The organism is Pseudomonas fluorescens (assembly GCF_000968015.1).
Taxonomy (GTDB): domain Bacteria; phylum Pseudomonadota; class Gammaproteobacteria; order Pseudomonadales; family Pseudomonadaceae; genus Aquipseudomonas; species Aquipseudomonas fluorescens_W.
Genome location: NZ_LACH01000043.1, coordinates 34,724 through 60,970 on the forward strand (window position 1 = coordinate 34,724; position 26,247 = coordinate 60,970).

At 60.8% G+C, this 26,247-nt stretch carries 19 protein-coding genes and 2 pseudogenes; 4 read left to right on the forward strand and 17 right to left on the reverse strand.

Annotated features, from left to right (window positions below; all coding sequences use genetic code 11):
• Nucleotides 1–9 precede the first annotated feature (9 nt).
• Nucleotides 10–1,122: an efflux RND transporter periplasmic adaptor subunit gene (locus tag VD17_RS19275; protein WP_046055181.1), complete on the forward strand. Its 1,113-nt coding sequence runs from the start codon at nucleotides 10–12 to the stop codon at nucleotides 1,120–1,122.
• Nucleotides 1,119–4,214 (forward strand): efflux RND transporter permease subunit, encoded by a 3,096-nt coding sequence (locus VD17_RS19280; protein ID WP_046055182.1) that lies wholly within the window; start codon nucleotides 1,119–1,121, stop codon nucleotides 4,212–4,214. The genes VD17_RS19275 and VD17_RS19280 overlap by 4 nt, the downstream gene beginning before the upstream one ends.
• A gap of 225 nt (nucleotides 4,215–4,439) precedes the next feature.
• On the opposite strand, the pseudogene VD17_RS32675 reads toward VD17_RS19280, so the two are convergent.
• Nucleotides 4,440–4,583 (reverse strand): annotated as a pseudogene (locus tag VD17_RS32675) (terminase small subunit); the annotation flags it as partial.
• Between the two features lie 496 nt (nucleotides 4,584–5,079).
• Between VD17_RS32675 and VD17_RS19285 the strand changes: the two are divergent.
• Nucleotides 5,080–5,958: a sterol desaturase family protein gene (locus VD17_RS19285; RefSeq protein ID WP_046055204.1), complete on the forward strand. Its 879-nt coding sequence runs from the start codon at nucleotides 5,080–5,082 to the stop codon at nucleotides 5,956–5,958.
• Here VD17_RS19285 and rz1 read toward each other — a convergent pair.
• The 9 genes and pseudogenes from rz1 to VD17_RS19330 all read right to left on the reverse strand — a co-directional run bounded on the left by rz1 (nucleotide 5,935) and on the right by VD17_RS19330 (nucleotide 17,909).
• Nucleotides 5,935–6,150 carry a lysis system o-spanin lipoprotein Rz1 gene (gene rz1 / locus VD17_RS32680; RefSeq protein ID WP_046055183.1) on the reverse strand — a complete coding sequence of 72 codons (216 nt, stop codon included), beginning with the start codon at nucleotides 6,148–6,150 and terminating at the stop codon, nucleotides 5,935–5,937. The two genes, VD17_RS19285 and rz1, sit on opposite strands and share 24 nt — an antisense overlap.
• A 187-nt stretch (nucleotides 6,151–6,337) precedes the next feature.
• Nucleotides 6,338–6,505 (reverse strand): annotated as a pseudogene (locus VD17_RS19295) (glycoside hydrolase family 19 protein); the annotation flags it as partial.
• 75 nt (nucleotides 6,506–6,580) lie between these two features.
• Entirely contained in the window at nucleotides 6,581–8,224 is a 1,644-nt protein-coding gene (locus VD17_RS19300; protein WP_046055185.1) for a fatty acid--CoA ligase, read from the reverse strand.
• Between the two features lie 31 nt (nucleotides 8,225–8,255).
• The gene (locus VD17_RS19305) at nucleotides 8,256–10,034 is read right to left on the reverse strand and encodes an acyl-CoA dehydrogenase C-terminal domain-containing protein (RefSeq protein ID WP_046055186.1); all 1,779 of its coding nucleotides are present in this window, start codon (nucleotides 10,032–10,034) and stop codon (nucleotides 8,256–8,258) included.
• Between the two features lie 7 nt (nucleotides 10,035–10,041).
• Complete coding sequence (locus VD17_RS19310) at nucleotides 10,042–12,558, reverse strand: efflux RND transporter permease subunit (RefSeq protein WP_046055187.1); 2,517 nt, start codon at nucleotides 12,556–12,558, stop codon at nucleotides 10,042–10,044.
• Between the two features lie 15 nt (nucleotides 12,559–12,573).
• Nucleotides 12,574–13,662 (reverse strand): WD40/YVTN/BNR-like repeat-containing protein, encoded by a 1,089-nt coding sequence (locus VD17_RS19315; RefSeq protein WP_046055188.1) that lies wholly within the window; start codon nucleotides 13,660–13,662, stop codon nucleotides 12,574–12,576.
• Between the two features lie 149 nt (nucleotides 13,663–13,811).
• Nucleotides 13,812–15,170, reverse strand: a complete 1,359-nt coding sequence (locus VD17_RS19320) for a DUF1329 domain-containing protein (RefSeq protein WP_046055189.1) — start codon at nucleotides 15,168–15,170, stop codon at nucleotides 13,812–13,814.
• A gap of 41 nt (nucleotides 15,171–15,211) precedes the next feature.
• Nucleotides 15,212–17,215 (reverse strand): DUF1302 domain-containing protein, encoded by a 2,004-nt coding sequence (locus tag VD17_RS19325; protein ID WP_046055190.1) that lies wholly within the window; start codon nucleotides 17,213–17,215, stop codon nucleotides 15,212–15,214.
• Nucleotides 17,216–17,342: 127 nt separating this feature from the next.
• Nucleotides 17,343–17,909: an RBBP9/YdeN family alpha/beta hydrolase gene (locus tag VD17_RS19330; protein ID WP_046055191.1), complete on the reverse strand. Its 567-nt coding sequence runs from the start codon at nucleotides 17,907–17,909 to the stop codon at nucleotides 17,343–17,345.
• A 355-nt stretch (nucleotides 17,910–18,264) separates the two neighbouring features.
• Here VD17_RS19330 and VD17_RS19335 point away from each other — a divergent pair, with 355 nt between their 5' ends.
• Nucleotides 18,265–19,323: an AraC family transcriptional regulator gene (locus tag VD17_RS19335; protein ID WP_046055192.1), complete on the forward strand. Its 1,059-nt coding sequence runs from the start codon at nucleotides 18,265–18,267 to the stop codon at nucleotides 19,321–19,323.
• A gap of 223 nt (nucleotides 19,324–19,546) precedes the next feature.
• On the opposite strand, the gene VD17_RS19340 is transcribed toward VD17_RS19335, so the two are convergent.
• From VD17_RS19340 to VD17_RS19370, 7 genes are all read right to left on the reverse strand, one after another.
• The gene (locus VD17_RS19340; protein ID WP_046055193.1) at nucleotides 19,547–20,557 is read right to left on the reverse strand and encodes a YeiH family protein; all 1,011 of its coding nucleotides are present in this window, start codon (nucleotides 20,555–20,557) and stop codon (nucleotides 19,547–19,549) included.
• Entirely contained in the window at nucleotides 20,554–20,880 is a 327-nt protein-coding gene (locus VD17_RS19345; protein ID WP_046055194.1) for a Rieske (2Fe-2S) protein, read from the reverse strand. Before VD17_RS19345 ends, VD17_RS19340 begins: the two co-directional genes overlap by 4 nt.
• Entirely contained in the window at nucleotides 20,877–21,539 is a 663-nt protein-coding gene (locus VD17_RS19350) for a DsbA family oxidoreductase (RefSeq protein ID WP_046055195.1), read from the reverse strand. Before VD17_RS19350 ends, VD17_RS19345 begins: the two co-directional genes overlap by 4 nt.
• A complete protein-coding gene (locus VD17_RS19355; protein WP_046055196.1) occupies nucleotides 21,536–22,864 on the reverse strand; it encodes an MFS transporter in 1,329 nt (442 codons plus the stop codon). Before VD17_RS19355 ends, VD17_RS19350 begins: the two co-directional genes overlap by 4 nt.
• 92 nt (nucleotides 22,865–22,956) lie before the next feature.
• On the reverse strand, nucleotides 22,957–24,009 hold the full coding sequence (locus tag VD17_RS19360) for a 3-keto-5-aminohexanoate cleavage protein (RefSeq protein WP_046055197.1): 1,053 nt from the start codon (nucleotides 24,007–24,009) through the stop codon (nucleotides 22,957–22,959).
• Between the two features lie 87 nt (nucleotides 24,010–24,096).
• The gene (locus VD17_RS19365; RefSeq protein WP_046055198.1) at nucleotides 24,097–24,945 is read right to left on the reverse strand and encodes a TauD/TfdA dioxygenase family protein; all 849 of its coding nucleotides are present in this window, start codon (nucleotides 24,943–24,945) and stop codon (nucleotides 24,097–24,099) included.
• A 14-nt stretch (nucleotides 24,946–24,959) separates the two neighbouring features.
• A complete protein-coding gene (locus VD17_RS19370) occupies nucleotides 24,960–25,940 on the reverse strand; it encodes a quinone oxidoreductase family protein (RefSeq protein WP_033061524.1) in 981 nt (326 codons plus the stop codon).
• Between the last annotated feature and the right edge of the window lie 307 nt (nucleotides 25,941–26,247).

The window sequence follows — 26,247 nt, forward strand, 5'->3', positions numbered from 1 at the left end:
GGAACCGTCTTGAAGAATTCCCTTACTGCGGCCGGCGCCTTGGCCGTCGCCGTCATGCTGTCCGCGTGTAGCCCCGACCAGCCCACAGTGCCGGCACCCCGACCGGTGCGTACCGCTGAAATCAGCTACGACAATGCTCGCGACATCAGTCGCTACGTGGGCACCGTGCAATCGCGACATGAAGTCGACCAGGCCTTCCGCGTGGGCGGCAAGGTCGCCCAGCGCAAGGTCGAGGTAGGCCAGTTTGTGCGCGAAGGCGACATACTGGCTGTACTGGATGACGCCGACTACCGCCTCGCTGAGGAAGCGTCGCGACAACAGTGGACGGTTGCCGTCGAGCAGACACGCCAAGCCGACTCGGACCGCCAGCGCCTGACCGCACTGAAGGCTGACGGCTCGGTCAGTGCGGCCGACGCCGAGCGCGCGCAGACCAATGCCCAAACCGCGCATGCGACCGCCGAGGCCGAGGCGCGAAAGCTCGAACTCGCGCGCAACCGTCTCAAGTACACCGTGTTGCGCGCCTCGCGTAGCGGCGTCGTCACGGCTGTGCGCTTTGAGGCCGGGCAGGTCGTGCCCGAGGGTCAACCGGTTGTCTCGATCGCGAATCCGGATGAATCCGAGATCGTCATCGACGTACCCGAGGATCAACTGGCTGTCTTCAAGGACGCGCGTTTCAAGGCGTCGCTGGCCAGTGCGCCGAGCGAGGTCTTCGATGTCACGCTGCGCGAGCTGTCGCCGCAGGCCGCAGCACAGACGCGCACCTATCGCGCGCGGCTCCAGCCGTTGCAGGCATTGCCACTGGGCGCCACCGCCACGGTGATGGCCGAGCGAGTCATGACAAGTGCCTCTGTGGCGGCAGTGCCAGCCACTGCATTGACGCAGAGCGGCGGTCAGCCGGCGCTGTGGGTGGTCACGCCCACGGGCAAGGATCCGGTCGGCATCGTCGATCTGGAGCCTGTTGCGGTGTGGGGCTATCGCAACGATGAGGTGCTCGTCTCCGGGCCGCAGGCTGGCGTATTGGTCGTCACCGCCGGCATCCAGAAGATGACGTCCGGACTGAAGGTCGCGCTCCCCGGTGCGGCGATCGTTGACGCCAATACCACGCAGCAGGCCGCCCGATGAACAACTTCAACCTCACCGACTGGGCGCTGCGCCATCGCGCCATCGTTCTGTTCATACTCCTCATTGTCGCGGTGGCTGGCGCCTTCAGCTTCACCCGGCTCGGCCAGCTCGAGGATCCGAACTTTTCCGTGCCGTCCATGACCGCCATGGTCATCTGGCCGGGCGCCACTGCCCAGCAGTTGCAGGACCAGGTCCTCAACCGCATAGAGAAGAAATTCGAGCAGATCGACAACTTCGAGAAGGTGGTCACCTACGCGCGGCAAGGCTATGCAGGCATGACGCTTACCGTGCGCGGCGGCACTTCCAAGGCTGACCAGCGTGAAGCCTGGTATCAGGCGCGCAAGAAACTCAACGACCTGAGCCTCGAGATGCCTGACGGCGTGATCGGCCCGATCCTGAACGACGAGTACGGCGACGTGTATGGCCTGATGTACGCCATCAAGGGCGACGGCGTCGGTCACGCCGACCTGTCGCACGCGGCCGAGGACATCAAGCGCCAGATGCTGAAGGTGCCGATGGTCAAGAAGATCGATCTCATCGGCAAGCAGGCCGAACGTGTCTACGTCGAATTCTCGCATGAGCGCCTGGCCGCGCTGGGCATCACACCACTGGTCATTGCCGAAAGCCTCAAGAGCCAGAACGCCATGGTGCCCGCAGGCCAGATCGACACCCGCGGCGACCGCGTCATGGTGCGCGTGAGCGGCCAGTTCACCAGCGAAGCGGCTATCCGCAACGTGCCCATCGCCGCGGGCGGCCGGCAGATCAAGCTCGGCGACATTGCGACCGTTACACGTGGTTTCGAGGATCCGCCCACCTACACGGTCCGCCACAACGGCGAGCCCGTGCTGATGCTCGGCATCACAATGACCAGCGACGGCAACATCGTGGACCTTGGCAAAGCGATGGACGCGGCCGTCGCCAAGATCCAGTCGGAGCTCCCGCATGGCGTGGAACTTGAACTCGTGGCCGACCAGCCCACCACGGTGAGGGATGCAATCCTGGACTTCGGGCGCGCACTGGCCGAGGCGTTGATCATCGTGATCGCGGTGAGCCTGGCCAGCCTGGGCTGGCGGGCAGGTCTCGTGGTCGCGGCAACGGTGCCGCTGGTGCTGGGCGGCGTGGCGCTGGTGATGCTGGCGATGGGCTGGAACCTCGAACGCATCTCGCTCGGCTCACTGATTATCGCCTTGGGACTTTTGGTGGATGACGCCATCATCGCCATCGAGATGATGGTGGCGAAGATGGAAACCGGCATGGACCGCGTGAAGGCGGCCGCCTTCTCCTATCAGTCCACCGCCATGCCGCGCCTGACCGGCGCACTCATCACGGTCGTGGGCTTCCTGCCGATTGGCCTCTCGAAGTCCACCACTGGCGAGTACGCGGGGGGGATTTTCTGGATCGTTGGCGCCGCGGTTCTGTTCTCGTGGATCTGTTCCGGCATCTTCACACCGTACCTGGCGGTCAAGATGCTGCCCAACGACTTGGGCACGCACCAGCACGCGGATCCGCACGACACCAAGTTCTACCGCAACCTGCGCCGCCTGATCGACGCCGCCATCGAGCGCCGCTGGGTGGTCATCGGTGCGACGGTTGCCGCACTGGTGCTTGCTCTGGCCTGTATCAAGCTGGTGCCGCAGCAATTCTTCCCCAACAGTTCGCGCCCTGAACTGGTCATTGACCTGCGCGTCAAGGAAGGCTCCTCATTCGCCGCGACGACCGAGCAGGTCAAGCACATGGAGGAGATCCTGGCGAAGGACGAGGACGTGCGTTTCTATACCGCCTACACCGGCGCCGGCGCACCGCGTTTCTATCTCTCGCTCAACCCCGAGCTGCCCAATCCGGGATTTGCCCAGCTCGTTGTGATGACCAAAGATCTGGATGCACGCGAGCGAGTACGTGCGCGGCTGGTGGCCTCGGCTGACCAGCAATTCCCCCAGGCATGGGTGCGCGTGACCCGGCTCGAATTGGGGCCACCTGTCGGCTACCCGGTGCAGTTCCGCGTCGTAGGGCCTGATACCCAGAAGGTGCGCCAGATCGCTCGCGAGGTGGAGAACGTGATTGCGTCCAACCCGAAGGTGCGCGACCTCCAGCTCGACTGGAACGACCCGGTGCGCACGCTGAAAGTGGAACTTGATCAGGACAAGGCGAGCGCGCTTGGTCTCACGCCGGCCGACGTGTCGCTGGCGACTCAGACCGTGATGAACGGCGCAACCTTGTCGCAGCTGCGTGAGCACGAGGACCTGATCGACATCGTCGCCCGTGCCGTGCCCGCTGAGCGCCTGAGCCTCGACACACTGAAAGACATCAACCTCTACACGCGCCAGGGCACGGTGGTGCCGCTGTCGCAAGTCGCACAGGTGCGCTCTGAACTGGAAGAGCCAGTGCTTTGGCGCCGCAACCGCGATATGGCAATCACGGTGCGTGCCGACGTGAAGGATGGCGAACAAGGTGTATCGGTGACGCAGGAGATCCAGCCGTTGCTCAAGGACATCGAAGCGAAGCTGCCGTCGGGCTACCGCATCGACACGGGAGGAGCCGTTGAGGAAAGCGACAAGGCCAACAAGGCGCTGATCGCGGTGGCCCCGCTGATGCTGATCACCATCCTGCTGTTGCTCATGCTGCAACTGCAGAACTTCTCCCGCATGTGGATGGTCGTGCTGACCGCACCGCTGGGCCTGATCGGTGTGGTGCCGGCGCTGCTGGTGTTCCAGTCGCCGCTGGGCTTCGTTGCGATCCTGGGCATCATCGCACTGGGTGGCATGATCATGCGCAACGCAGTGATCCTGATCGATCAAGTGCAGATCGAGATCACCGAAGGACGCGACCCATGGAATGCTGTGCTGGACGCCGCCATTCACCGAGCCCGTCCGGTGATGCTGACGGCGCTGGCCACCGTGCTGGCAATGATCCCGCTGACGCGCAGTGTGTTCTGGGGGCCGATGGCAATCGCGATCATGGGCGGCCTTACGGTGGCGACGCTGCTGACGATTTTCTTCGTCCCTGCGTTGTATGCCGCATGGTTCAAGGTGGGTCGCCAGACGGCCGCTAGCACCCAACCGGTGAGGGGTGATGCCGCGCTCGCTTCTGAGTAATGAGGGCCGTAGCGTTGTGCCCCTTGTTCAACGCGTTTATTAAAACAACCGAGGTCAGCCGCGATGTCTTGCGAACGTTACTTTCTTTCACCCCTCGCGGCTAACACCGGGACGAAGCAGGCTGGCGACTGAACATTCGCTCAGACGTCAGGGGCAGGATGGAGCCCACGAAAATATGTCTCCCAGTACACCTCTGCACTATTTTGGATTTCAGTAGGCATTGATTTAATTCGTCGTCAGAGCGTGTTCAAAATCCGCCGAGGACAAGCGTTCTGCGTCTTCCAGCGAGCGACGGATGGCCGCTGTCAGGTGCTTTTCGATTTGCCTGGGGTCGGTCATGATGGCGAGTTCTGGTGCAAGTTGCGGGGGATTTTCGACCTGGTACAAATGCACGCCGAAGCCTCACGGGATCCGGGATCGCGATGATGCCAGGAAAAAAATTCGTGACCGATCTGGCGAACTGTCAGCGTTGCGTACTGCGCAGCGAGACCTCCAGATAATTACCCAAGGAAAGGAGCGACTCATCGAAGACTTACGCCGCCAGTTACACGACAAGGACTCAACGTGACACTGTCCGTACGTATACCTGGCATGCAGCGAGGGCGATCAGTCCTTGGTCGTCGGTGATTGCGATTGCGATTGCGACAACTCGTGGAGCATGCGCCCCCTTCCCCACATCAACACGACTTCGCATCCAGCTCGCCGCCTACCTCGTCCACGCTGCTCTACATATCGCCACCCAGTGATCGCACCAAATTGCCTGACATCGAGCAGCGCGTTGATCGGTTCTGGCCCGATGCCCTCGATCGCATTGGACCTGACAAGCTGGGTCTCTGTAGACTCGCCCACAAAAAATGGGGCGGCGATGAACGATTTCTTGCACTACATCATCCAGGTGTTTCAAGGCAACGCTAAGGAAGTGATGATCGCAGTCATGATGACGGGTGGCGTTTGGTTATTTGAGCGGTGGAGGCCAGCAGTAGCCGACCCCGGCTTAGGCGGTAGGTGGCACAACATCAAAGTCTTCATTTTATTGCTAATCGGCTTAGCTTTTGCAGCCCCGCTATTGAATCGATGCGCGCAACTCTTACCGAGCATATCGCTGCTTGAGCGCATCGTGCCGGACTGGCAATCAAAAGGCATAGTCGGTGGCATCCTTGCCACTCTCATCTATGCATTCATTTGGGACTTTTTCCAATACTGGACCCATCGACTTGAGCACAAATATGCTGCCCTGTGGGCATTCCATAGAGTGCATCACAGCGATGCGCACATGAATGCCTCAACCTCTCTACGCCAGAGCGTAGGAGGTGCATTAATCGGCTTTTTTCTTGCGCACATACCTGCCGCAATAATTTGCGGGGGGAACATGGTTCCCTATCTAGGTTCATTGATATTGTTTAGTGGCTGGGGCTACTTCAATCATGCGAATGTCTGTTTCTCATTGGGCCCCTTCACCCGAATAATCTCAGGCCCGCAATGGCACAGACTGCATCATGGAAAGGAAGCTCAATATCACAACTCAAACTATGCAGCGTTCTTTCCGGTATTAGACCTGGTGTTTGGCACACTACGACTGCCGAAAAAAGAAGAATGGGTGGAAACGGGCCTTCTAAATGATGTCTCCCCTCAGAATCCGCTCAAGCAAGCCTTTTTGTCATGGCGCAATGAAAATGCATCTACCGCAAGCACACCTCACGTACATACTGCTGCAGTGCCCTTAGAGCTGCTTGATCGGCAATGATCCTAGCGCGGATATCGAAAGCAGTTGATCCAGAAGCTGCAGTGAGTTCGACGGTGCCTGCATTGCCCAGACTGGCGGAACTGGCGGGATCGGGCACCTCCCCACTACTGGCACGACAACTTCCCGCAATGCGCAGCCGGCGAGCAGAGTCAGCAGCAGCGCGGCGCAGAGTTTCATTTTCGGCAAGTCCATCGGTCTTTTCCTTCTGGGCTTTCTGGTCGAGGTCTGCGAGCGCCTGTTCGGCAGTCTGCTGCTTTTCGATAGCTCGATTTTTTGTCGGAGACAATCTTTCTGTAGCTATTGGCCTGCCACATCCAGGCACCGGTGGCGCCGATCAGCAGCGCAGATATATAAGGAAGGAGTCGGAGCAGGATCGCGCTCATGCCAGCGCCCTCAGCGCCCTCAGCGCGGTCGCGTAGAACGCTTGGCGCTTGGCCAGGCCATTGCTCCAGCCGTTGATGCGCTTGGTGATGAGGATGAAATCCTCGGCATCGGCCAGGGCATTGAGGTTCCGCGAACTCCAGAACCAGGACGCCGACTTCGCGGCCCAAAACAGACTGATCTGAAATAGATCACCTCGCGACGTCCAGGCAGAGTTCACGTGCCCTCCCACACACCTTTTTCAGCCCAATTCGCTCTCCCTGATGAGCTTCTTGTTAATCTTCCCGACACTCGTTTTAGGGATTTCTGCGACGAACTTGAACTGCTTGGGGATCGCCCATTTGTTGATGCGGCCACGCTCGACAAATCCTTGAAGGTGCGTCTCCAGGATCTTGCGGTCGAGATACTGCCCAGGCTCGCACACCACCAGCGCCATCGGCCGTTCGCCCCATTGCTCATCGGCGATGCCCACGACCGCAACTGACATGACGGCCGAGTGCTCGCTGATCAGGCTCTCCAGTTCCAGGGAGCTGATCCATTCCCCGCCCGTCTTGATCACATCCTTGATGCGATCCTTGATTTCCACTCCACCCAACGCGTCGATAGAGGCCATGTCGCCAGTATGCAGCCAGCCGTTGTGCCACAACTCGGCGCCCTTTTCGGGCTCCTTCAAATAGCCTTGGGTCAGCCATGGGGCGCGCACCACGATCTCGCCCAGGGACTCGCCGTCGTGTGGAACGTCATTGCCACTGGCATCGATGATTTTCAGGTCGACCATCGGCACAGGCGTGCCCGTCTTGATGCGGGTGGCCAGTTGGGCTTGCGTGGATTGATCGAGGTCTTTGTCTCGCAGGTAAGTCAGGCACAGCAGTGGGCAGGTTTCCGACATGCCGTAACCGCTGTGCACCTGAATACCTTTGGCGCTCGCTTCGCTGGCAATACCTAATGTCAGCGCGCTGCCGCCCAGGAGCATTTTCCAGCCATCGAAACGAGTCCGTTGCGCTTCCTCGCAGTTCAGGATCATTTGCAGAATGGTCGGCACACAGTGGGAGAACGTGACCTTCTCCTCTCGATACAGCCTGACCAGGCTGTTGGGCTCGTAGCGGCCGGGGTACACCTGCTTGATTCCCATCAAGGTAGCGACATAGGGCACACCCCAGGCATGCACGTGAAACATCGGCGTGATCGGCATGTAGACATCATCAGAGCGCAGCAGCGGCAACCCCTGATAGACGCCCAAAGTGCCGACAGCATTCAAGGTGTGCAAGACCAATTGGCGGTGGGTGAAATACACGCCTTTGGGGGCGCCAGTGGTGCCCGTGGTGTAGAACAGGGTCGCGACGGAGTTTTCATCGAAATCGGGAAAGTCGTACTGGTCGGCCGACCCGGCCAACAGGTGTTCATATTCCCCCAGCACCGGTAGCGACGTGTGAGTGGCTGTGTCGTCCGTTAACTGCAGGTAACCTTTGACGGTTTTGAGCTGCCCCTGAATCTGTTCAACCAGTGGCAGAAAATCATCATGCACCAGCACCAGGTCGTCCTCGGCATGGTTCATGGTGAAGAGCACCTGATCCGGCGAAAGACGGATGTTCACGGTGTGCAGCACCGCGCCGATCATCGGCACGGCAAAGAAACATTCCAGGTAGCGATGGCTGTCCCAGTCGAGCAGGGCCACGGTGTCCCCGGCCTTGACGCCGGCAGCGGTCAAGGCGTTGGCCAGCCGGCGGATCCGCTGGTTGAGGGTCTGGTAGCTGTAGCGCAGCTTGTCGGCATACACGATTTCCCGGCCCGGCTCGTAGCGCACGCCGGACAGCAACAATTGCTTGATCAGCAAGGGATAGGCGTAGGCGCCGTCGGCGGGCGGAATTATTTTTGTCGCCATCATGGTTGTGGTTCCCGGTCCTTTTTACGTGGGCTCAGAACTGCTCTGCATCCAATTGATAGAGGCATTCGCTGCCAGCCTTGGCCGATGCGCTCAACGAGTGAATGCGTGGCAGCAGACGGGCGAAGTAGAACCGCGCGGTGGCCAGTTTGCTGGCGTAGAAAGCGTCCTTGGAATGCGTGCTCATGGCAGCCTTGGCCATTCGTGCCCACATGTAGGCGTACGCGGTGTAGCCGAACACGTGCAGGTACTCGACCGAAGCCGCGCCGATTTCATTCGGGTTGTTCTGGGCTCGGTCCAACAGCCATGCGGTCAGTTCGTCGAGGGTGTCGACGGCGGCGTTCAACGGTTTGGTGAACTCACCGAGGTCAGCGCAGGCATTGGCGGTGAAATTGCGAATTTCGGCGGCGAACAAACGGTACAGCGCCCCGCCACTGCCGACGATTTTGCGCCCGGCCAGGTCCAGTGACTGGATACCGTTGGTGCCTTCGTAGATCTGGGTGATGCGCACGTCGCGAACCAATTGCTCCTGGCCCCACTCGCGGATGTAACCGTGGCCGCCGAAAATCTGCTGGCCATGCACCGTGGTTTCCAGCCCCATGTCGGTGAGGAATGCCTTGGCCACCGGGGTCAGCAGTGACACCAGTTCCTGGGCGCGGCTGCGGCTTGTCGCGTCATCGCTGTACTTGGCGATATCCAGTTGCAGGGCCACGTAGCTGGAGAACGCCCGCCCGCCCTCGTTCAAGGCTTTCATGGTCAACAGCATGCGCCGCACATCCGGGTGAACGATGATCGGATCGGCGGCTTTGTCCTTGTTCTGCGCGCCCGTCGGCGAACGGCTTTGCAGCCGCTCGCGGGCGTATTCGACGGCGCTCTGGTACGAACGCTCCCCCAGCGCCAGGCCCTGGATGCCCACGCCCAGACGTTCGTAATTCATCATGGTGAACATCGCCGCCAGGCCCTTGTTCGGCGCATCGATGATCCAGCCAGTCGCCCCGTCAAAGTTCATCACGCACGTGGCGGAGGCCTTGATGCCCATCTTGTGCTCGATGGAACCGCAGGACAGAGCGTTGCGCTCGCCCAGCGAGCCATCGGCATTGACCAGCACCTTGGGCACCAGAAACAGCGAAATACCTTTAGGGCCGGCGGGCGCATCCGGTAACCGCGCGAGTACCAGATGAATGATGTTTTCGGTCAGGTCGTGCTCGCCGCCGGTGATGAAAATCTTGCTGCCGCTGATCTTGAAACTGCCGTCGACCTGAGGTTCGGCTCGGGTGCGAATCAGGCCCAGGTCCGTGCCGGCATGCGCCTCGGTCAGGCACATGGAGCCGGTCCAGGTGCCGGCGTACATGTTCGGCAGATAGCGTTCCTTGAGTTCCTGACTGGCGTGGGCATTGATCGACAGGCACGCACCGGCAGTCAGCATCGGGTACAGGCCGAACGACAGACTGGCCGAGTTGACCATCTCCTCGACCTGAGCCGAAATCGCCTTGGGCATGCCCATGCCACCGAACTGCGGATCACCGCCCACGCCGACCCAACCGCCTTCGGCGAATGCTTGGTAGGCCGCGACAAAACCGTCCGGCGCCGTGACTGCGCCGTTGCTCCAGGTGCAGCCCTGCTCGTCGCTGCTGCGGTTCAACGGTGCGATAACTTCGCCACTGATTTTGCCGGCCTCTTCAAGGATCGCGGCGGCCGTTTCTTCATCGATCACCTCGGCCAGGCCAGGCAGTCGGGCCCATAGCCGGGACACCTGGAAGACTTCGTTGAGTACGAAGCGCATATCGCGCAAAGGAGCTTTGTAATCAGACATGGTTGGCTTACTCGGAAGTGGTCAGGGCATGTGGCATACCCTGGCGTTGGGATGTGCCGGTTGCACCGGCGTGCGCCACTTGGTCTTGCGGAACGGGGTGACGCAGCAGGAAATAAGACAGGGCAGGAATCAGGATCAGCGCCCCGAGCATGTTCCACAGGAACATGAAGGTCAGCAGGATGCCCATGTCGGCCTGGAACTTGATCGGCGACCAGACCCAGCACACCACGCCGGCCGCCAGGGTGATGCCCACCAGGCCCACGACCCGGCCGGTAAACGACACGGCGTTGCGGTAAGCCTGAGACAGCGGCAGGCCCTGGCGCTGGTAATGCAGCTGCACGCTGAGCAGGTACAACGCGTAATCCACGCCGATGCCCACGCCCAATGCGATCACCGGCAGGGTCGCGACCTTCACGCCAATGCCCATGGCCACCATCAACGCTTCGCAGAGGATCGACGTCAGCACCAGTGGCAACAGGGCGACCAGGGTCGCGCGCCAACTGCGGAAGGTGATCAGGCAGAACAGCGTCACCGCCGCATAGACGTACAACAGCATCGTGCGATTGGCTTCACGCACCACAATGTTGGTCGCCGCCTCAATCCCGGCCGACCCGGCTGCCAGCAGAAACTGTCGGTCTTCGCTGTTGTTGTCCCGGGCGAATTTTTCGGCGATGCCCACCACCGCATCCAGCGTCTCGGCCTTGTGATCCTTGAGGAAAGTGATCACCGGCATCAGCGAACAATCGGTGTTGAACAACTCCGGGGAGTTGACCGAGGCTTGCTGCGCGGCGTAGTTCAGCACGTCCTGATTGCGCTGGATGCTGTTGAGCTTGGGGTTGCCTTCGTAGGTGCCGGCGGTGATCTGGCGCACCGCGTTGACCAGCGAAGCCGTCGCCTGTACGCCCGGATATTGCTGCAGCTCCCAGGCCAGACGGTCGGCGAGGATCAATGTCTTGTAGTTCAGACAGCCTTCCGGTGCGGTCTTGATCATCACCGCGAACAGGTCGCTGGACAGCGCGTAGTGGCTGGTGATGTAGGCGTTGTCACGGTTATAGCGCGAGTCTGCACGCAACTCCGGCGCGCCACTTTCCAGATCGCCGATCTTCAGTTGCAGGCTGACCATGAAGCCGCCGATGCCCATCAGCACCGCAACCAATACCGCGCCCGTGGCCCACTTGCGCGTGGTGAAGCGGTCGAGCAAGTCCCACAGTTTGCCGAAGCCTTTGTGCCCTTCTGCACGCGTGTCGATTTTCAGCGCACGCTCGGCAGCCTTGGCGCCAACGCCGACATAAGACAGCGCCACCGGCATCAGCAATAGAGAGGTGAAAATCAGCACCGCCACACCAATACTGGCGGTGATCGCCAGGTCGCGGATCACTGGAATATCGATCAGCATCAACACCGCGAATCCGACGGCGTCGGCCAGCAGCGCCGTGACGCCGGCAATGAACAGACGGCGGAAGGTGTAGCGCGCGGCGATCAGCTTGTGGGTGCCACGGGCGATGTCTTGCATGATCCCGTTCATCTTCTGCGCAGCATGGGACACACCGATGGCGAAAATCAGAAAAGGCACCAGCACCGAGTACGGGTCGATGGCATAGCCGAGCCAGGCGACGATGCCGAGTTGCCAGACCACCGCGATCAGCGAGCAGCCGACCACCAGCAAGGTGCTACGAACGCATCGGGTGTAGGCGTAAATGATGATCAGCGAAGTGACGACGGCCAGGCCGAAGAACATCATCACCTGAATCAACCCGTCGATCAGGTCGCCCATCAGTTTGGCGAAACCGATCACCCGGACCTTGTACTGACCCTTACCCTCCTCCCCGGCTTTGCGTGCAGCGCTGTCGCCAGCGAACTCGATCTTGTCGCGCAACTGCTCTTCGAGCATCTGCGAAAAGGCATGGTAGTCGATGCGTTGACCGCTGGCCGTGGCCTTGTCCAGCAGCGGCACGATCAGCATGCTCGATTTGTAGTCGCTGGCCACCAGACTGCCGACGATACCGGCGCGGGAAATGTTCTGGCGCAGCTGTTCTATTTGCTCAGGCTTGCCCTCATACGTATCGGGCATCACCGGACCACCCTGAAAACCTTCCTCGGTGACTTCAGTCCAGCGCACCGCCGGGCTCCACAGCGACTTCATCCAGGCGCGGTCGACGCCTTCGGTGAGGAACAATTTGTCATTGACCTGCTTGAGCACGTCGAGGTATCCGGGGTCGAAAATATCGCCCTGAGTGTTCTCCACCACCACCCGCACCGAGTTGCCCAGACCGCGCAACGACTGGCGGTTTTCCAGGAAGTTCTGGATGTACGGCTGACTCTGCGGAATCATTTTCTCGAAGCTGGGGCGCAGCTCCAGGCGAGTCGCGGCCATGTAGCCCAACACCACGGTGGCGAGCGCCATCAGCAGCATGAACAGCGGACGGTAGTTGAACACCAGCCGCTCCAGCCGATTGCCGGATTGGCGGTCGAAATCCCGCAGATCGCGGATCACCGGCATGGTTTCTTGTTTGATATTGCCCATGTCTGGGTTCTCGCTCTAAAGGTTCGAGGGCTTATCAACGGACAGCGTCCGTGCACCACGGCTGCCAACCACCACCAGCGCACCGTCGGCGGCGCGCGTGACGCCCGTCACCGGGACCGGCTCGGCGTGCTGCACCCAGCGCATTTGCGCACCGGTGCCCTGGCTCACCAGCATCTGCCCGCCCTGAGTGAACAAGCGGTAATCACCTTGCGCATCGACAATGCCGGCGGTGATGCTGACGTGCAGCCCACTGTCCTGCGGGGTCCAGCTGATACCGCCATCGGTGCTGCGCAGCACATTGCCGCGCAAGCCGTAGACGAGCGCTTCCCCGGGCTTGCCGAGCACACCGAAAAAACTGCCCTGATAAGGTGTTTGCACAGCGGCGAACCGCTGTTGGGCGTCATCCCATTTCAGCAACAAGCCCTGCTCGCCGGCGATGTACAGCGCATCGCCGGTGGAAGCGATGGCGTTGAGGTGAAAGCCCTGCGGGTTGTCGGTGCGGTCCTGGAACGGGGTCCAACTCTGACCGCCATCCTCGGTGCGCAGGATCAGGTTAAACACCCCGACCACATAGCCGAGGCGGTCGTTGGCGAACCAGACATCGAGCAAGGGTTTGTCAGCGCCCTGCGCCACCAGGCGCTCACCTTCGGCGACCAGCAGCGGCCATTGTTCGTTGTCAGGTTCTGCAAGGGCCAACGCCTGGTAATGCTTGACCAGCAAGGCACCGATCTCGCGGCCGTCCAGTTGCTTGCGCCAGGTCGCCCCCGCGTCGTTGCTGTGCAACACCACGCCGTCGCCGCCCACCGCCCATCCCTGGGTGGCGGAAGGAAAACTCACGGCATTGAGGTCGGCACTGACCGGCACAGCGGCCTGTTGCCAGTGCTTGCCGGCATCATCGGAAAACAGAATATGGCCACGCTGGCCGACGGCGATCACGCGCTCACCGGCGCGGGCCATGCCGGACAACGGACTGTTGATGGCCAACGCACTGACCCTGGCGGGCAGGTCCAGCACATCGACGTAATCGCCCGCGTGGGTGACACCCTGCAACAGGCCGAGCACAACGCCAAACGCCACCTGCAAATAATTCTTATACGAACACATACCGCGTCCTCTTCGGAAAACCGCGCCGGGACACACATCCGTGTGTCTGACGTTCACACCGGGCGCCCGCGACGATCGGCGTGCACCGACCGCCGCACGGTCCACGCCTTGTAAGCAGTGGACCCTGCGGGCGCTTTATTGCGGTTGGCTTAGCGAATGCCGCTGCCGGCCAGGGATTCCGACGACCATTGCGCCTTGGAGAGCGGATCGATGTACTTGATGCCGCCGTAAGGCCCGACCACGCCGTTGATGTTGTAGGAACCGCCCACCAGGTCGTAGATCATGAAGGGCGTGGAATCCGGGATCTGCTTGTCGTAGCTCTGGCTGAGGAACGCGAAGGAGCCACGGTACAGCTGACCACGGGCGTCGTATTGGTCAGAGGCCAGAGCGGTCCAGCTGTCTTCATCGAGGTAGAAGCGACGCTTCTGATAGATGTGTCGAGCGCCGGCCTTGAGGTTGCCCTCCACCACCCAGACGCGGTGTTTTTCCCAACGCACGTAGTCAGGTGCCAGGTGATTTGCGGTGGTCAGCGACTTGGGATCCTGGGCGTAAGTCAGCTTGTAGGTGTTGTAGGGCACGATCATTTCCTGCTTGCCCGCCAGCTTCCAGTCGTAGCGATCCAGTGCACCGTTGAACACGAAAACATCGTCGTAGGTGCCCGCACCAGCGGTGCCAGGGTTAGGCGTGTCGTAAGCCAGGTTCGGTGCCAGCTTGACCCGACGCTGGCCCGGCAGGTATTGCCAGGCGCGGCGCGGTTGCTGCAATGGGTTGGCCGCGTCCTTGAGCATCACCGCTTCACCGGCCCGGCGTGCGGGACCGGTGTAGGACAGCTTCATCTGGTAGTACACGTCGGCGCTGCTGATCGGCTGCGCGAGGTTCTCGTAGATCGGATAGGAAATGAACGCCTGCCCGGTGGTCGCCAGGCTCGGCACGCCAGCGGAGTCGACGTTCCAGGAGTCGTACTTGGAATTGATGCTCACGCCTTGATAGCGCAGCAGGAAGTTCCACATCGCTTCGTTGCCCGACTGCGGGATCGGGAACGGCACGCCCGGCAGCACGTTATCGATAGCCAAACCGCCTTCAAGGGACTTGGCGCCGCTGGCATTCTTCACGCCGTTATCGAGTATGGCTTTGGGCAGCGAAACGGTGCGGTGGGTCGGGTAGACATTGACGTGGAAGCTCGGGAAACGTTTGGCCAGTTCCGCCGTGGTTGCACTGAGCAAGCCCTTGTACTGATCGGCGTTTTTGCCGTCGATCACCAGCAACGGTTTTTCGTTGGCGAAGGGATCCGGACGCATGCTGTCGCCGGATTTGAAACTGGCCGGCGGCGTGGTCAGGCCACCGTCATAAGCGGGGATGGAACCATCAGCGTTCCCGGCCTTTTCGGCGCCCACCAGGGTCAGGCTGCTGCCCAGTTTGGCAGCGTCCTGGGTTGAAACAGCGGCCTGTGCCTGGGCGGCAAGGACCATGGCCAGCGAAGCGGCCAACACGGTTTTGGCGAATTTCATCTTGTTATTCTCCTGCTTGCATTCAGCAAATCAGTGGTGAATCAAAAAGTGGTTTTCATCGTCAGGTAAACGGCGCCACGGTCCTCAGTCGTTGCACCACCACCGGAAAAGGCTGAGTAGCCACCGGCGTAACAGGCGTAGTTTTCATTGCCGCTGAAGGCATTCGGCGTGGAGCCGTCACCTCCGTTCGGACCGGTACTCACACCACTGACATTGCACTTGTCGGCCTTGCCGAAAGAGTCCACGTACTTCAGGTCGACAAAGTATTTGTTGTACACAACGGCCCCGAGGCCGACGGCGTAGTTACCGGTATCTTTGGCACCGCCACCGGAGACCGGTGACACGCCATCGAGACCGAGGTTGATGGACATCGGCGCATTGAGGTCGACACCGGGAAACACTTGGTACCAGGTCGGTGTGAAGTTGACCGCGATGCCCCAGTTGTCACGGGTCGGCTGGTCGATGCCGTGGTAGGTGCCCTTGCCTTTGTAGAGCGCCTCGTTCTTGCTATCGAGCTTGAGCAAGTTGCTGTAGTACAACTCGGCGAGCAGGGTCGCCGAATCGAACACGGGGGTTTTCGGCAGGGTCATCAGACCGTTGACCGTCCAGTGCAAGGTGTCGCCGGTGGCGGCCATGCTGTCGCCCTTTTGCGGGGTGTCATAGACCACACCGGTGCCGGGCGTGCGCGCCGGCAGCAGGCCAAGACCCTGGCCCAGGCCCAGCGGACTGGTGGTGCTGACGATTGCCGGAATACTGGCCAGCGGCATGTTGTGCCGAACGTTGAGGTCCGAACCCACACTCACCCCGCCCACATCCTTGGACAGGCTCAGGCCAACGATCTTGATGTTGTCGGCATAGGCCATTTGATAGGTGGCCGTGCTCAGCGAGTTGAGCGTGTTGACCACCGCAGGCACTTGCCCTGCCGGCCGGGTGCCATTGGGGTTGGCCGAACTCAGGCCTCTGGCATCCAGCCAGGCTTGTGGCAGGATCTCCGAGGTTTCGCGGTAGTAAACGCCGAGGGTGCCATCCAGCCAGGCCGGCGACCACTTGGCCATAACGCCCCAGTCACCGCGCTTGTCCGGCGTCAGGTCGTGCCCGCGACGGACGTTGGTCAATGCATTGCACGGCGCCAGGCCGCAACCCAGAGGGCTGCCAGGCACGACAGCATTAGTGTTACCCAGCAGGAACGACTGAGCGCCGAAACCGACCAGGTCGGAGCCGCCGTAGTAGGTGCCGGCTTCCGGTAGGCGAGCGGCGTCCCAGTCGAGAAAGTACTGGGCCGCTAGAGTCAACTCTGGGTTGACCGTGAACGACATCGACAGTTGATTACGCGGAACAAACAGTTCCTTCGCTTCAGTGCCCGGCGAGGCGGCCAGTTTGGCCAGGTCCAGGCCCGATTGACCGTAACTGATCGAGTGCACCGGGTTGAGAATGGTCTCGCCCCAGAACACGTTGTGCTGACCGGCCTTGACGCTCAGCAGCGATTCATCGCCCACTTCGGTGCTGTAGAACACGAAGGCATCGAGGATTTCGCCGGACGGACCGGTGTAGTAACGCTGGGCATAGTTGCTCAGGTGCGGGCTGCCGTTGCCGACGTTGTCACCGGTGACCGCGGCCAGACGTGGGTCGTTGGCGACCAGTCCCGACCTTGCGTCGTTGCCGTTGACGAACGGGTTGGAGTTGGAACCGGTGTTCTCGTAGGCCTTGTCGTACCAACTGGCGGCGCTGACGCGAAAACCCATGTGGTTCTGGTAGACCACATCCATCTCGGTCAACAGGTCGATACGGTTAGTGATGTTGGTCCCGGCCTTACGGAAGTTGTAGTCGCCGTCGTTGTTGTTCGGCGTTCCCAGCATGCGTTTATCAGCGCTTTCGGTGCGTACGCCGTAGTTGTACTTCACGGTGTTATCAAGACGTACGGCCCAGTCCGGGTTACCTGTGTCGAACTCGACCGCCTGCGCGACCGGCACGGCGGCGGCCAGAATGGCCGAGGCCAACAAGGTGTAACGCGAGGGTGCGAACCCGTGACTCTTATTGTTGTGCATTGCGTTGTCTCCGCCTTTTTGTATTTGTTTTAAGCGCAGCCGCCCTCGCGCAACCCCTTGTTCCAGGGGTTTACGTTTTCAGGAGTGAGGGCAATTGCCGGATGGCGCGGGCCAACCGGCGCCTGAACTAGCTATCCAGCTCGAGGATGAGTGCTTCGGCGTGTGGCCAGCGCCCATATCCGGCAGCAGGATTGAGATGACCGACTTCGCCGAGATTGAGCAGTTCACTGCCCCAACCTTTCGCCATGCGAGTGGCAGCGTCCAGGCTGGCGAGGTGGTCGTTGGTACTGGCGGCCACCACACTGCGGAATGGCAACCGGCCTTTGGGTAGAGGGTCCCAACCCTGGGTGCGCAGGGTTTCAGCGGATGGGTAGCCTTGCGGCCATTGGGCATCAAGGTCCGGCGGAGCGGCCAGCAGCGCGCCCTTGATCGGCCGACTGTGCCGCGCTGCCCAATGCGCAACCATCAACACGCCGGCGCTGTGAGCGACCAGAATCACCGGCCCGTCGATCTGCTCCAGTTCATGCTGAATCGCTTCGACCCGCTTGCTGCAATCGAGCTTGTCGGTTTCCAGCGGCGGCACGCTGCGTACCTTGCACAGCCTGGTTTCCAGCAACGTTTGCCAATGCTCGGCAACGTGCTCGCGCAGACCCGGTACGATCAGAACGGTTGCGGCAGTTTGCAGTTTGTCCACGTCAACACCTTCGCTTTCTCGATAACTCGACTGGCTCTATTCGCCAGGGGCTTTTTGTAGGACTGACATTAAAGAGCGCCCGACCGAGGCGCTTTTCATTGGACGTCAGGCACTTTTCTTTTCATGACAAATTTCCAGGTGTTGGCGCACGGCGACCATTGGTCGAATATACCCGCAGGTTCTCTACAGCTCACTGTAATCAATGGGTGAGCGTCGATTGCTCCACAACAACGGTGTGATTTTGGACAGCATTGAGCGAGTGCCCTCGCCAACGTCACAACTGTTCAATTGTTGATGTGCTGGATATAGTCGCCACGCAAATTTGAATCGCAACCGGCCCAGGAAAGACCTTCGCATGCCCAAGCTTGTTCGCGCCGCCGTCTTGACCAACTACCTGGAGGTCACTCAGTACCTGGGGTTCAATCCGCGCGATGTACTGGCCGGCGTCGGCTTGAGCAAAGCCCAGCTGCAAGCCCCTGAACATCGCATTCCCATCGACGCTGCCGTGCGTCTGCTGGAGGATTCGGCTGCCGCCAGTGGCTGCCAGAGTTTCGGCCTGAGCATGGCCGAGTCGCGCCAGCTCTCGGACTTCGGCGTGGTCAGTCTGTTGCTCAGCCACCAGCGCACGCTGCGTGATACGTTGCAAGTGTTGGTGCACTACCGTCATCTGATGAACGATTCGCTGGCCCTCTTCATCGAGGAGGCTGGCAAGATGGTGATCATTCGCGAAGAGGTGGTCACCGAATCGCCGATGCCCTGCCGACAGGCCAATGAACTGGCCATCGGGGTGATGTTCCGCCTGTGTGCCGCCCTGCTCGGCGCACACTGGCATCCCTACAGTGTCAACTTCACGCACCAGCCGCCCGACAACCTGCAACTGCATCGCCGTCTGTTCGGCTGCAAACTGGAGTTCGGCAGCGAGTTCAATGGCATTGTCTGTCCCAATGCCAGCCTCGACATGACCAACCCGCATGCCGACCCGGCCATGGCGCGCTATGCCCAGAGTTACCTCGACTCGCTGCTGAACCACGAAGGCCAGTCGATGCTGTTCGAGGTGCGCAAAGCCATCTACCTGTTGTTGCCGATGGGACGCGCCACCATCGAGCAGATCGCCCAGACCCAGGGCATGAACGTTCGGACCCTGCAACGACGCCTCAAAGACGACGGCTGCGCCTTCAACGACCTGATCAACGACGTGCGCCGTGACCTGGTGTTGCGCTACCTGGAAAATCCGAATTACTCGTTGGGCCGGATCGCCGACATGCTCGGCTACTCCATGGCGAGCTCCTTCACACGCTGGTTCATCACCCAGTTCGGCATGCCGCCGGCGGCTTGGCGCAGCGCACAAAAGCAACCCAAGCCACCCAGCGAACCGAGCACTCTGCCCGGCTCCACGGAACCTTGGGACGACTGAAAGGGACGCAAAAAAAGCGGCGACTGCTGGCACAGTCGCCGCAAAAAAACCGGTGTTTATGACACCGGCCTAGGAGTCCTGTGGCGAGGGAGCTCGCTCCCGCTGGGATGCGAAGCAGCCCCAAAACAGTCGCCGCGTACTTTCTGAAAAAATACAGTGGTCCTGGAAGAGGGGCGCTTCGCACCCCAGCGGGAGCAAGCTCCCTCGCCACAGTGTTGTGTGCCTACATTCCCCAACGCAGCAACAACAGCACCAGCACGACGAGGAACACCGTCTCCCCCACCATCAGCAGGATCGGCTTGATGCCCACCGCCGCCAGCTCCTTGAGCTGGGTTTTCATGCCCAGGGCGCTGATGGAAACCACCAGGCACCAGCGCGACAATTCATTGACCGATCCCTGCACCGCCGGGGCCACCCATCCGGTGCTGTTGATACAGGCCAGAATCAGAAACCCGACGGCGAACCATGGCAGCAGCGGCGGTCGTTTGCCGGTCGTGTCAGCGCCCTGCATGCGGGTGATCATGGCCGCACACACGATCACCGGCAGCAGCATGGCAACGCGCATCAGCTTGACCACCGTGGCCGTGTCGCCGGTCTCGGTCGACATGCTGTAACCGGCACCGACGACCTGGGCGACATCGTGGATGGTGGCGCCCAGGAACACGCCCGCCACTTGTGGCGACAACGACAGCCAGTTGGCAATCATCGGGTACACGATCATCGCCAGGGTCGACAGCGCCGACACCCCGATCACCGTGAATAACGTCGCGCGTTCTTTCTGCGGATGGTTCGGCAATGCCGCCGCCAGCGCCAACGCGGCCGACGCACCACAAATCGCGGTGGCGCCACCGGTGAGCATGCCGAACAAACGCTGAAAGCCCAGCGCCTTGGCCGCGATCACCGAGACGCCGATCGTCACCACCACCAGAATCACCACTAGGGCCACAGGCTTCCAGCCCAGCGCAGCCATTTGTTCGAGGGTGATGCGCATGCCCAGTAGCGCCACACCAATGCGCAACACGGTGCGTGCTGTGAACTCGATGCCGGCCTTGCAGGCGCCGTCACCGGCCAGGAAATTCAGCGCCATGCCCAGCAACAAAGCGAACAGCATCACCGGCGCACCGTAGTGCTCGGACAAAAAAGACGCGGCGGCAGCAACGATCAAGCTGACGACTAAACCTGGCGCCAGTTCGCGCGTTCGGCTGTGGATACGGGTGAGAGCGATGGCGCTCATGGCGCGGCCTCCTCGGGAACGATGACGATGAATGCCTGGCCGTCGATGATCTCGACCGGGTAGTTGGCGACTTTGACTGCGGTGGAATTGAGCAGGTAACCGCTGCGCAGATCGAAGCGCAGGCCATGGGCGCAGCACTGAATCACCCGCCCCTCAAGGCGCCCGCCACACAGCGAGGCGCCCTGGTGCGGGCAACTGTCGTCGATGGCAAACACGTCACCGTCGACGTTGAATAACGCCAGGCTTTTGTCATCGAATTCGAACAGTGCACGACCGCCCGCCTGCGGGAGTTTTCCGGCAGGCACGGGGATACGGAGACTCATGCCGGTTGCCGCTCGTGATCACGTTTCTTGAGTGATTCGTTCATGGCCTCGAGCAGCGCCTGAGCAGGTTGTGCACCGATCACCGTCATGCGGCGGTCGAACTGAAAGCTCGGCACGCCACTGGTCGCGCCGGGGAAGCCTTCAAATGACGTGGCGTCGCCCTTCAGGCAATCGAGCACCACGCCCGTATCGACGCCGCAGGAGCGGGCAATGGCGAGCAAGGTCTCGCGGCACCCCAGGTTTTCACGTTTGCGGAAATAAGCGGCGAACAGCCGTTCGAGCAGCATTTCACGCTGAGTAGCATTGCCCAGTACGCTGACTCGTTCGAACAGACGGTGGGCGTCTGCGGTGTTGGGCATCGTCTCGATGTGGCTGAGGTCGATGGTCAGTCCAACCGCCGCGGCAGCCTGCTGTACCTGGGCTTGACGCATGGTCATAGCCTCGGCATTGCCCAGACGCTTGCGATAGAAGTCGGCGAAGGGTTCACCTTGCACCGGTAACTGAGGCAGCAACTGCACGCCATGCCACACCGTGGTGATCTGCACATCCGGGTGGCGACTGCGAAACTGTACCTGCGCATGCTCCAGTTGACGCTTGCCGATCAGGCACCAGGGGCAGATGAAATCGAAGAACACATCAATACGTAAACGACCACTCACAACTTCACCTCTAACACGGATTCGTCCACCGGATCGTTGACCCGCTCACCCTTAAGCCGGGCAATGTCCTTGTGGTAATGACACTTGGCATAAAAGAACACGGCCGCTGCGGCGAGGCTGACCAGTGGCACTAATTGAAAAGCAGCCTGCAAGCCAATGAGGTCGGACACCTTGCCGGTGATGAACGGCCCAGGCGCCAGCCCCAGCATGTTGTTGGCCAGGGTCAGCGTGGCGAATGCCGTGCCGTGGACCGAGTAATGGGTCAGGTTGGCAACCATCGCGCCGCAAGGGCCGGTCGTGCCGGCGGCAATCAACATGCCCAGGCAGATCAGCACCAATTGCACAGGCCCTGCCGGCAGGGCGAAAGCCGCCGACAACAGCAGGCAACTGCCCAGGCAATAGGCGATGGCCAAAGCGACTTTGCGCTCTGGCGCATGGCGCGACAGTCGATCGCTGAGCATGCCGCACAGGATCATCCCCGCACCGCTGCACAGCACGATGATCGCCGCGACACCGCCCGCCTTGTCCGTGGCCATGTCGTAATAACGATTGAGGTAACTGGGCATCCACACAATCACGGTGCCGCCGACGAACAGTTGCAAGCCACTGCCGACGTAGGCAGCGATTACCGAGCGGCTGGAAAACAGCGTACGCAACGGACGCTTGACCGCTGCCGCCGCCTTGTTCGCCGCCAGGGAGGCACGTTGCGGCGCAATGCGCGCTTCCTTGACGATGACCGGGTAAAGCACTGCCAGCAGCAGGCCAAACAGCGCCATGCCGGCAAACGACCAGCGCCAGCCCAGCTTGGCGGCGATTGCACCGCCCAGCGCCATCCCTAATACCGAACCGAACATACCGCCCGCCATGAAAGCACTGGCCAGCGTTGCTCGCAGGTGTTTGGGAAACACCGAAATCACCACCGCAATGCCGACGCTGCCGTATGCCGCTTCGCCAACGCCGACCATGAATCGTGCAATGAACATCTGCGGGTAGTCCTGCGCCACTGCGCAGCCCAGCGTCGCCAGACTCCACAGCAAGGCCATCAGCGCCAGGCTCTTGACCCGGCCAAAGCGATCCGCCAGCAATGACAGGGGAAATGTCAGCAGCCCCACCATCAGCGCGACAATGCCACTGAGCAGGCCGAGCTGGCCGTCGCTCAGGGCCCATTCGCCCTTGAGCATCGGGAACACCGCGTTCAGCACCTGGCGCGACATGTAATCGGAAATCAACAGCCCGAACGTCAGTGCAAAGACGATCCAGGCGTACGGGCGCGCAACACCGACAGCACAGTCGTCATCGTCTGCGGCGATTGGGTGAAAGGCCATGCAGCCTCCTCAAAGCTTTGTTTTATTGTTGTTATCAAGCGTGTTGCAGTGCAGCGAGCGGGAGGCCATTGACCTCCCGCGTCGTCTGCCGATCAGCCGCGTTGCGGCACACCTTTCTGCCCAGCCTTGCGGTTGGGGGCCATACCGTTGGCCAGCAGCGTTTCTTCGATGCTCTGGTACTGCACGCCGATGCGGTAGATCTCACGGGCTTCTTTGCCGGTGGCGATTTCGCGACCCAGTTCATGAGCGATGCGCACGGTCTGCTTGATCTGCGCAACGGAGCCGAAACGATCGCCCTTATGATCAATAATAGTGTCTTCATTGCCCACACGCGGGTGCAAACCCATGGCCATCGACATCGTGTTGAACGGCATGACGTTCTTGAGCAGCGACTCGGAGGTCAGGGTGCAACCGTCTGGCGCGCGGTGGATGAAGTTGAAGAAGTTGAACGGATTGGGGCCATCGAAACCGCCGCCAATACCGATCCAGGTCAGGTTCAACGGGCCCTTGTAGACGCCCTTGCGCACCAGACGCTCAAGGGTCTCCATGGCATGCATGCCAGTCAGCTGGAAGTGCGGCTGGATGCCGTTGTCCGTCAGACGCTTGAGGTGTTCGGCGACCCAGGCCGGGCCTGCCGGTACGGTCATTTCGCTGTAGGCCGCGTGGATCAACGGGTTATCCAGAGAAGTGCCCTTCAGGTATTCCGGATACAGCAGTTCCATGATGTTCATCTGGGTGGTGTTGATCGCCACCGTGACCTGATCCGGTTTTGGCGTCAGCTCGGCCAGCATGTGTCGCGTATCGTCAGACAGCCACTTGGCGGCTTCGCCATCGCTTTCCGGTGCGAAGGAAATCGAACCACCGACCTGGATGATCATGTCCGGCACGGCTTCACGCACGCCGGCGATCAACTCGTTGAATTTGGACAGACGCTTGGAACCCTTGCCGTCCAGCTCGCGCACATGCAAGTGCAAGACGGTGGCACCGGCCTCATAACAATCGACCGCTTTTTGCACCTGTTCGTCCATGGTCAGCGGGATGTCTTCGGGGAAGTCTTCCGGCATCCATTCCGGGCCGTACGGGGCCACAGTGATGACCACCTTTTCCATGTTTTCCGGGTGCAGGGAATCGTCGAAAAATTGCATGAGTTACTCCTGTTTTTATGATTGTCGCGCCCACCCGGGATCGTGCCGGGCAGACGTGTTTACGAGTGCGAATGCAGAAGGGGTCGATCAGTAAGTCTTGTCGCCGATGATCCCGGCACGCTCCATCTTGCGATGGCACGGCGGGTAATCCATGACGGCGTAGTGCTGGGTGCTGCGGTTGTCCCAGATGGCGATGCTGTTGGGTTTCCAGCGCCAGCGCACTTGATACTCAGGGATGTAGGCCTGGCTGACCAAATAGCGCAGCAACTCGCTCGCGCCAGGGTTGGCGTCCTGGCCGAAGCGCACCCGCTCGGGGGTGTGGTAGTTGCTCAAGTGCGTCGTGAAGGCGTTGACGAACAGCACCTTCTCCCCGGTTTCCGGGTGGGTACGCACCACCGGGTGCTCGGCATCCGGGTACATCGCCTTGAGCGCCAGACGCTTTTCGATCGGCATGGCGGCGCCAAAACTTGCTTCGATGCTGTGGCGGGCACGCAGGTCGGCAATCTTCACCTTCACGTCCTCCGGCAAGCGGGCGTAGGCCTCGACCATGTTGGCCCACATGGTGTCGCCGCCCACCGGCGGGCACTCAACGCAGCGCAGTACGCAGCCCATCGGCGGTGCCTCGCGCCAGGTCGCGTCGGTGTGCCAGGCGTTTTCGTAGCGGTCCATCGGCTGGTCCGGGTTCTTGTAGATGCGCACCAGCCCGGGATGATCCGGATCGCTGCCGGCCACCGGATGATCCTCCAGCTCGCCAAAGCGCCGGGCGAACGCCACGTGCTCGGCGCGAGTGATGTCCTGATCACGCAAGAACACCACCCGATGCTTGAGCAGCTGAGCACGAATCTCGGCAAAAAGACCGTCGTCATGCACCGCGTCTGCGAGGTTGACGCCCACCAGCTCCGCGCCAATGCTGCAGGTCAATTGTTCGACTTTCATGGCAGACGACTCCCTTAAATGACGAAAATCGACGAGCCCGTGGTCTTGCGTGATTCCAGATCGCGATGGGCCTGGACAGCATCCTGCAAGGCGTAGTGCTGGTTGATCTCAATCTTGATCCGACCGCTGCCGACATGGTCGAACAACTCGCCCGCCAACGCGGCTTTTTCCGCCGGGTCGGCGATGTAGTCGGCCAGGGCTGGACGGGTCATGAACAGCGAGCCTTTCATCGCCAGCATCACCGGATCGAAGGCCGGGATCGGACCGGATGCCGTGCCGACGCACACCAGCAGGCCGCGGCGCTTGAGCGAATCCAGCGAACCCATGAAGGTGTTCTTGCCGACGCTGTCGAACACCACGTTGACACCGACGCCGTCAGTCAGCTCGCGAACGCGCTGGGCGACATCTTCGTGGCTGTAATTGATGACATGGTCGCAGCCATGGGCCCGGGCAATTTCACCCTTGACCTCGGTGGACACGGTGCCGATGACGGTCAGGCCGAGCAGCTTGGCCCACTGTGAAACGATCAGGCCCACACCACCAGCGGCGGCGTGCAACAGAATGCTGTCGCCGGCCTTGAAATCGTAAATGCGCCGCATCAGGTACGAGGACGTCAGGCCGCGCATGGTCATGGCTGCGGCGGTCTCGAAACTGATGGTTTCCGGCAGTTTGATCAACGGCGCGGCCGGGATCAGACGCTCGGTGCTATAGGCCCCCAATGTATTGAGAAAACCGGTGTAGGTGACGCGATCACCCACGCGGACATTGGTAACCCCCTCGCCGATGGCCTGGACCACACCGGAGGCTTCAACCCCCATGCCATTGGGCATCGGGATCGGGTAAGTGCCATTGCGAAAGTAAGTGTCGGCATAGTTCAGGCCAACCGCCACATGACGAAGACGAACCTGGCCTGGACCGGGATCGCCAACTTCGACCTCCTCATAACGAAGGACTTCGGGACCACCGGTTTCGTAGAAGCGTACGGCTTTGGCCATTTTTTCTTATTCTCCAATCTGCAAGATGGGCGTGCTGCGTCGAATTGCGCTGATTGGACTGTAGGACGCCGTCTGGCGAGTCGCTTCTCATCAGACGACAATGGCTTTTCATTTCATGACAACTACTTGCCTGTGTGAATCCTAGAAACGAAAAAGCCCGGCAGGTGGGCTTGATTCTGGTCACTTAAGGTGGGGGGACATATCCGTTTCTGCGGTAACGGCGGCTATCGGTTTCGCTTTTACAGCGAGTCACTTTGGAAAAGCCCCAAAGTAACCAAAGGGCTCCTGCCCCTTTCGTTCGGTGCCT

Excerpts from the sequence above, each read along its gene's own strand:
- VD17_RS19280 (WP_046055182.1), top strand. The coding sequence starts at position 1,119 with ATGAACAACTTCAACCTCACCGACTGGGCGCTGCGCCATCGCGCCATC.
- VD17_RS19285 (WP_046055204.1), top strand. The coding sequence starts at position 5,080 with ATGAACGATTTCTTGCACTACATCATCCAGGTGTTTCAAGGCAACGCT.
- rz1 (WP_046055183.1), bottom strand. The coding sequence starts at position 6,150 with ATGGACTTGCCGAAAATGAAACTCTGCGCCGCGCTGCTGCTGACTCTG.
- VD17_RS19300 (WP_046055185.1), bottom strand. The coding sequence starts at position 8,224 with ATGATGGCGACAAAAATAATTCCGCCCGCCGACGGCGCCTACGCCTAT.
- VD17_RS19305 (WP_046055186.1), bottom strand. The coding sequence starts at position 10,034 with ATGTCTGATTACAAAGCTCCTTTGCGCGATATGCGCTTCGTACTCAAC.
- VD17_RS19310 (WP_046055187.1), bottom strand. The coding sequence starts at position 12,558 with ATGGGCAATATCAAACAAGAAACCATGCCGGTGATCCGCGATCTGCGG.
- VD17_RS19315 (WP_046055188.1), bottom strand. The coding sequence starts at position 13,662 with ATGTGTTCGTATAAGAATTATTTGCAGGTGGCGTTTGGCGTTGTGCTC.
- VD17_RS19320 (WP_046055189.1), bottom strand. The coding sequence starts at position 15,170 with ATGAAATTCGCCAAAACCGTGTTGGCCGCTTCGCTGGCCATGGTCCTT.
- VD17_RS19325 (WP_046055190.1), bottom strand. The coding sequence starts at position 17,215 with ATGCACAACAATAAGAGTCACGGGTTCGCACCCTCGCGTTACACCTTG.
- VD17_RS19335 (WP_046055192.1), top strand. The coding sequence starts at position 18,265 with ATGCCCAAGCTTGTTCGCGCCGCCGTCTTGACCAACTACCTGGAGGTC.
- VD17_RS19340 (WP_046055193.1), bottom strand. The coding sequence starts at position 20,557 with ATGAGCGCCATCGCTCTCACCCGTATCCACAGCCGAACGCGCGAACTG.
- VD17_RS19345 (WP_046055194.1), bottom strand. The coding sequence starts at position 20,880 with ATGAGTCTCCGTATCCCCGTGCCTGCCGGAAAACTCCCGCAGGCGGGC.
- VD17_RS19355 (WP_046055196.1), bottom strand. The coding sequence starts at position 22,864 with ATGGCCTTTCACCCAATCGCCGCAGACGATGACGACTGTGCTGTCGGT.
- VD17_RS19360 (WP_046055197.1), bottom strand. The coding sequence starts at position 24,009 with ATGCAATTTTTCGACGATTCCCTGCACCCGGAAAACATGGAAAAGGTG.
- VD17_RS19365 (WP_046055198.1), bottom strand. The coding sequence starts at position 24,945 with ATGAAAGTCGAACAATTGACCTGCAGCATTGGCGCGGAGCTGGTGGGC.
- VD17_RS19370 (WP_033061524.1), bottom strand. The coding sequence starts at position 25,940 with ATGGCCAAAGCCGTACGCTTCTACGAAACCGGTGGTCCCGAAGTCCTT.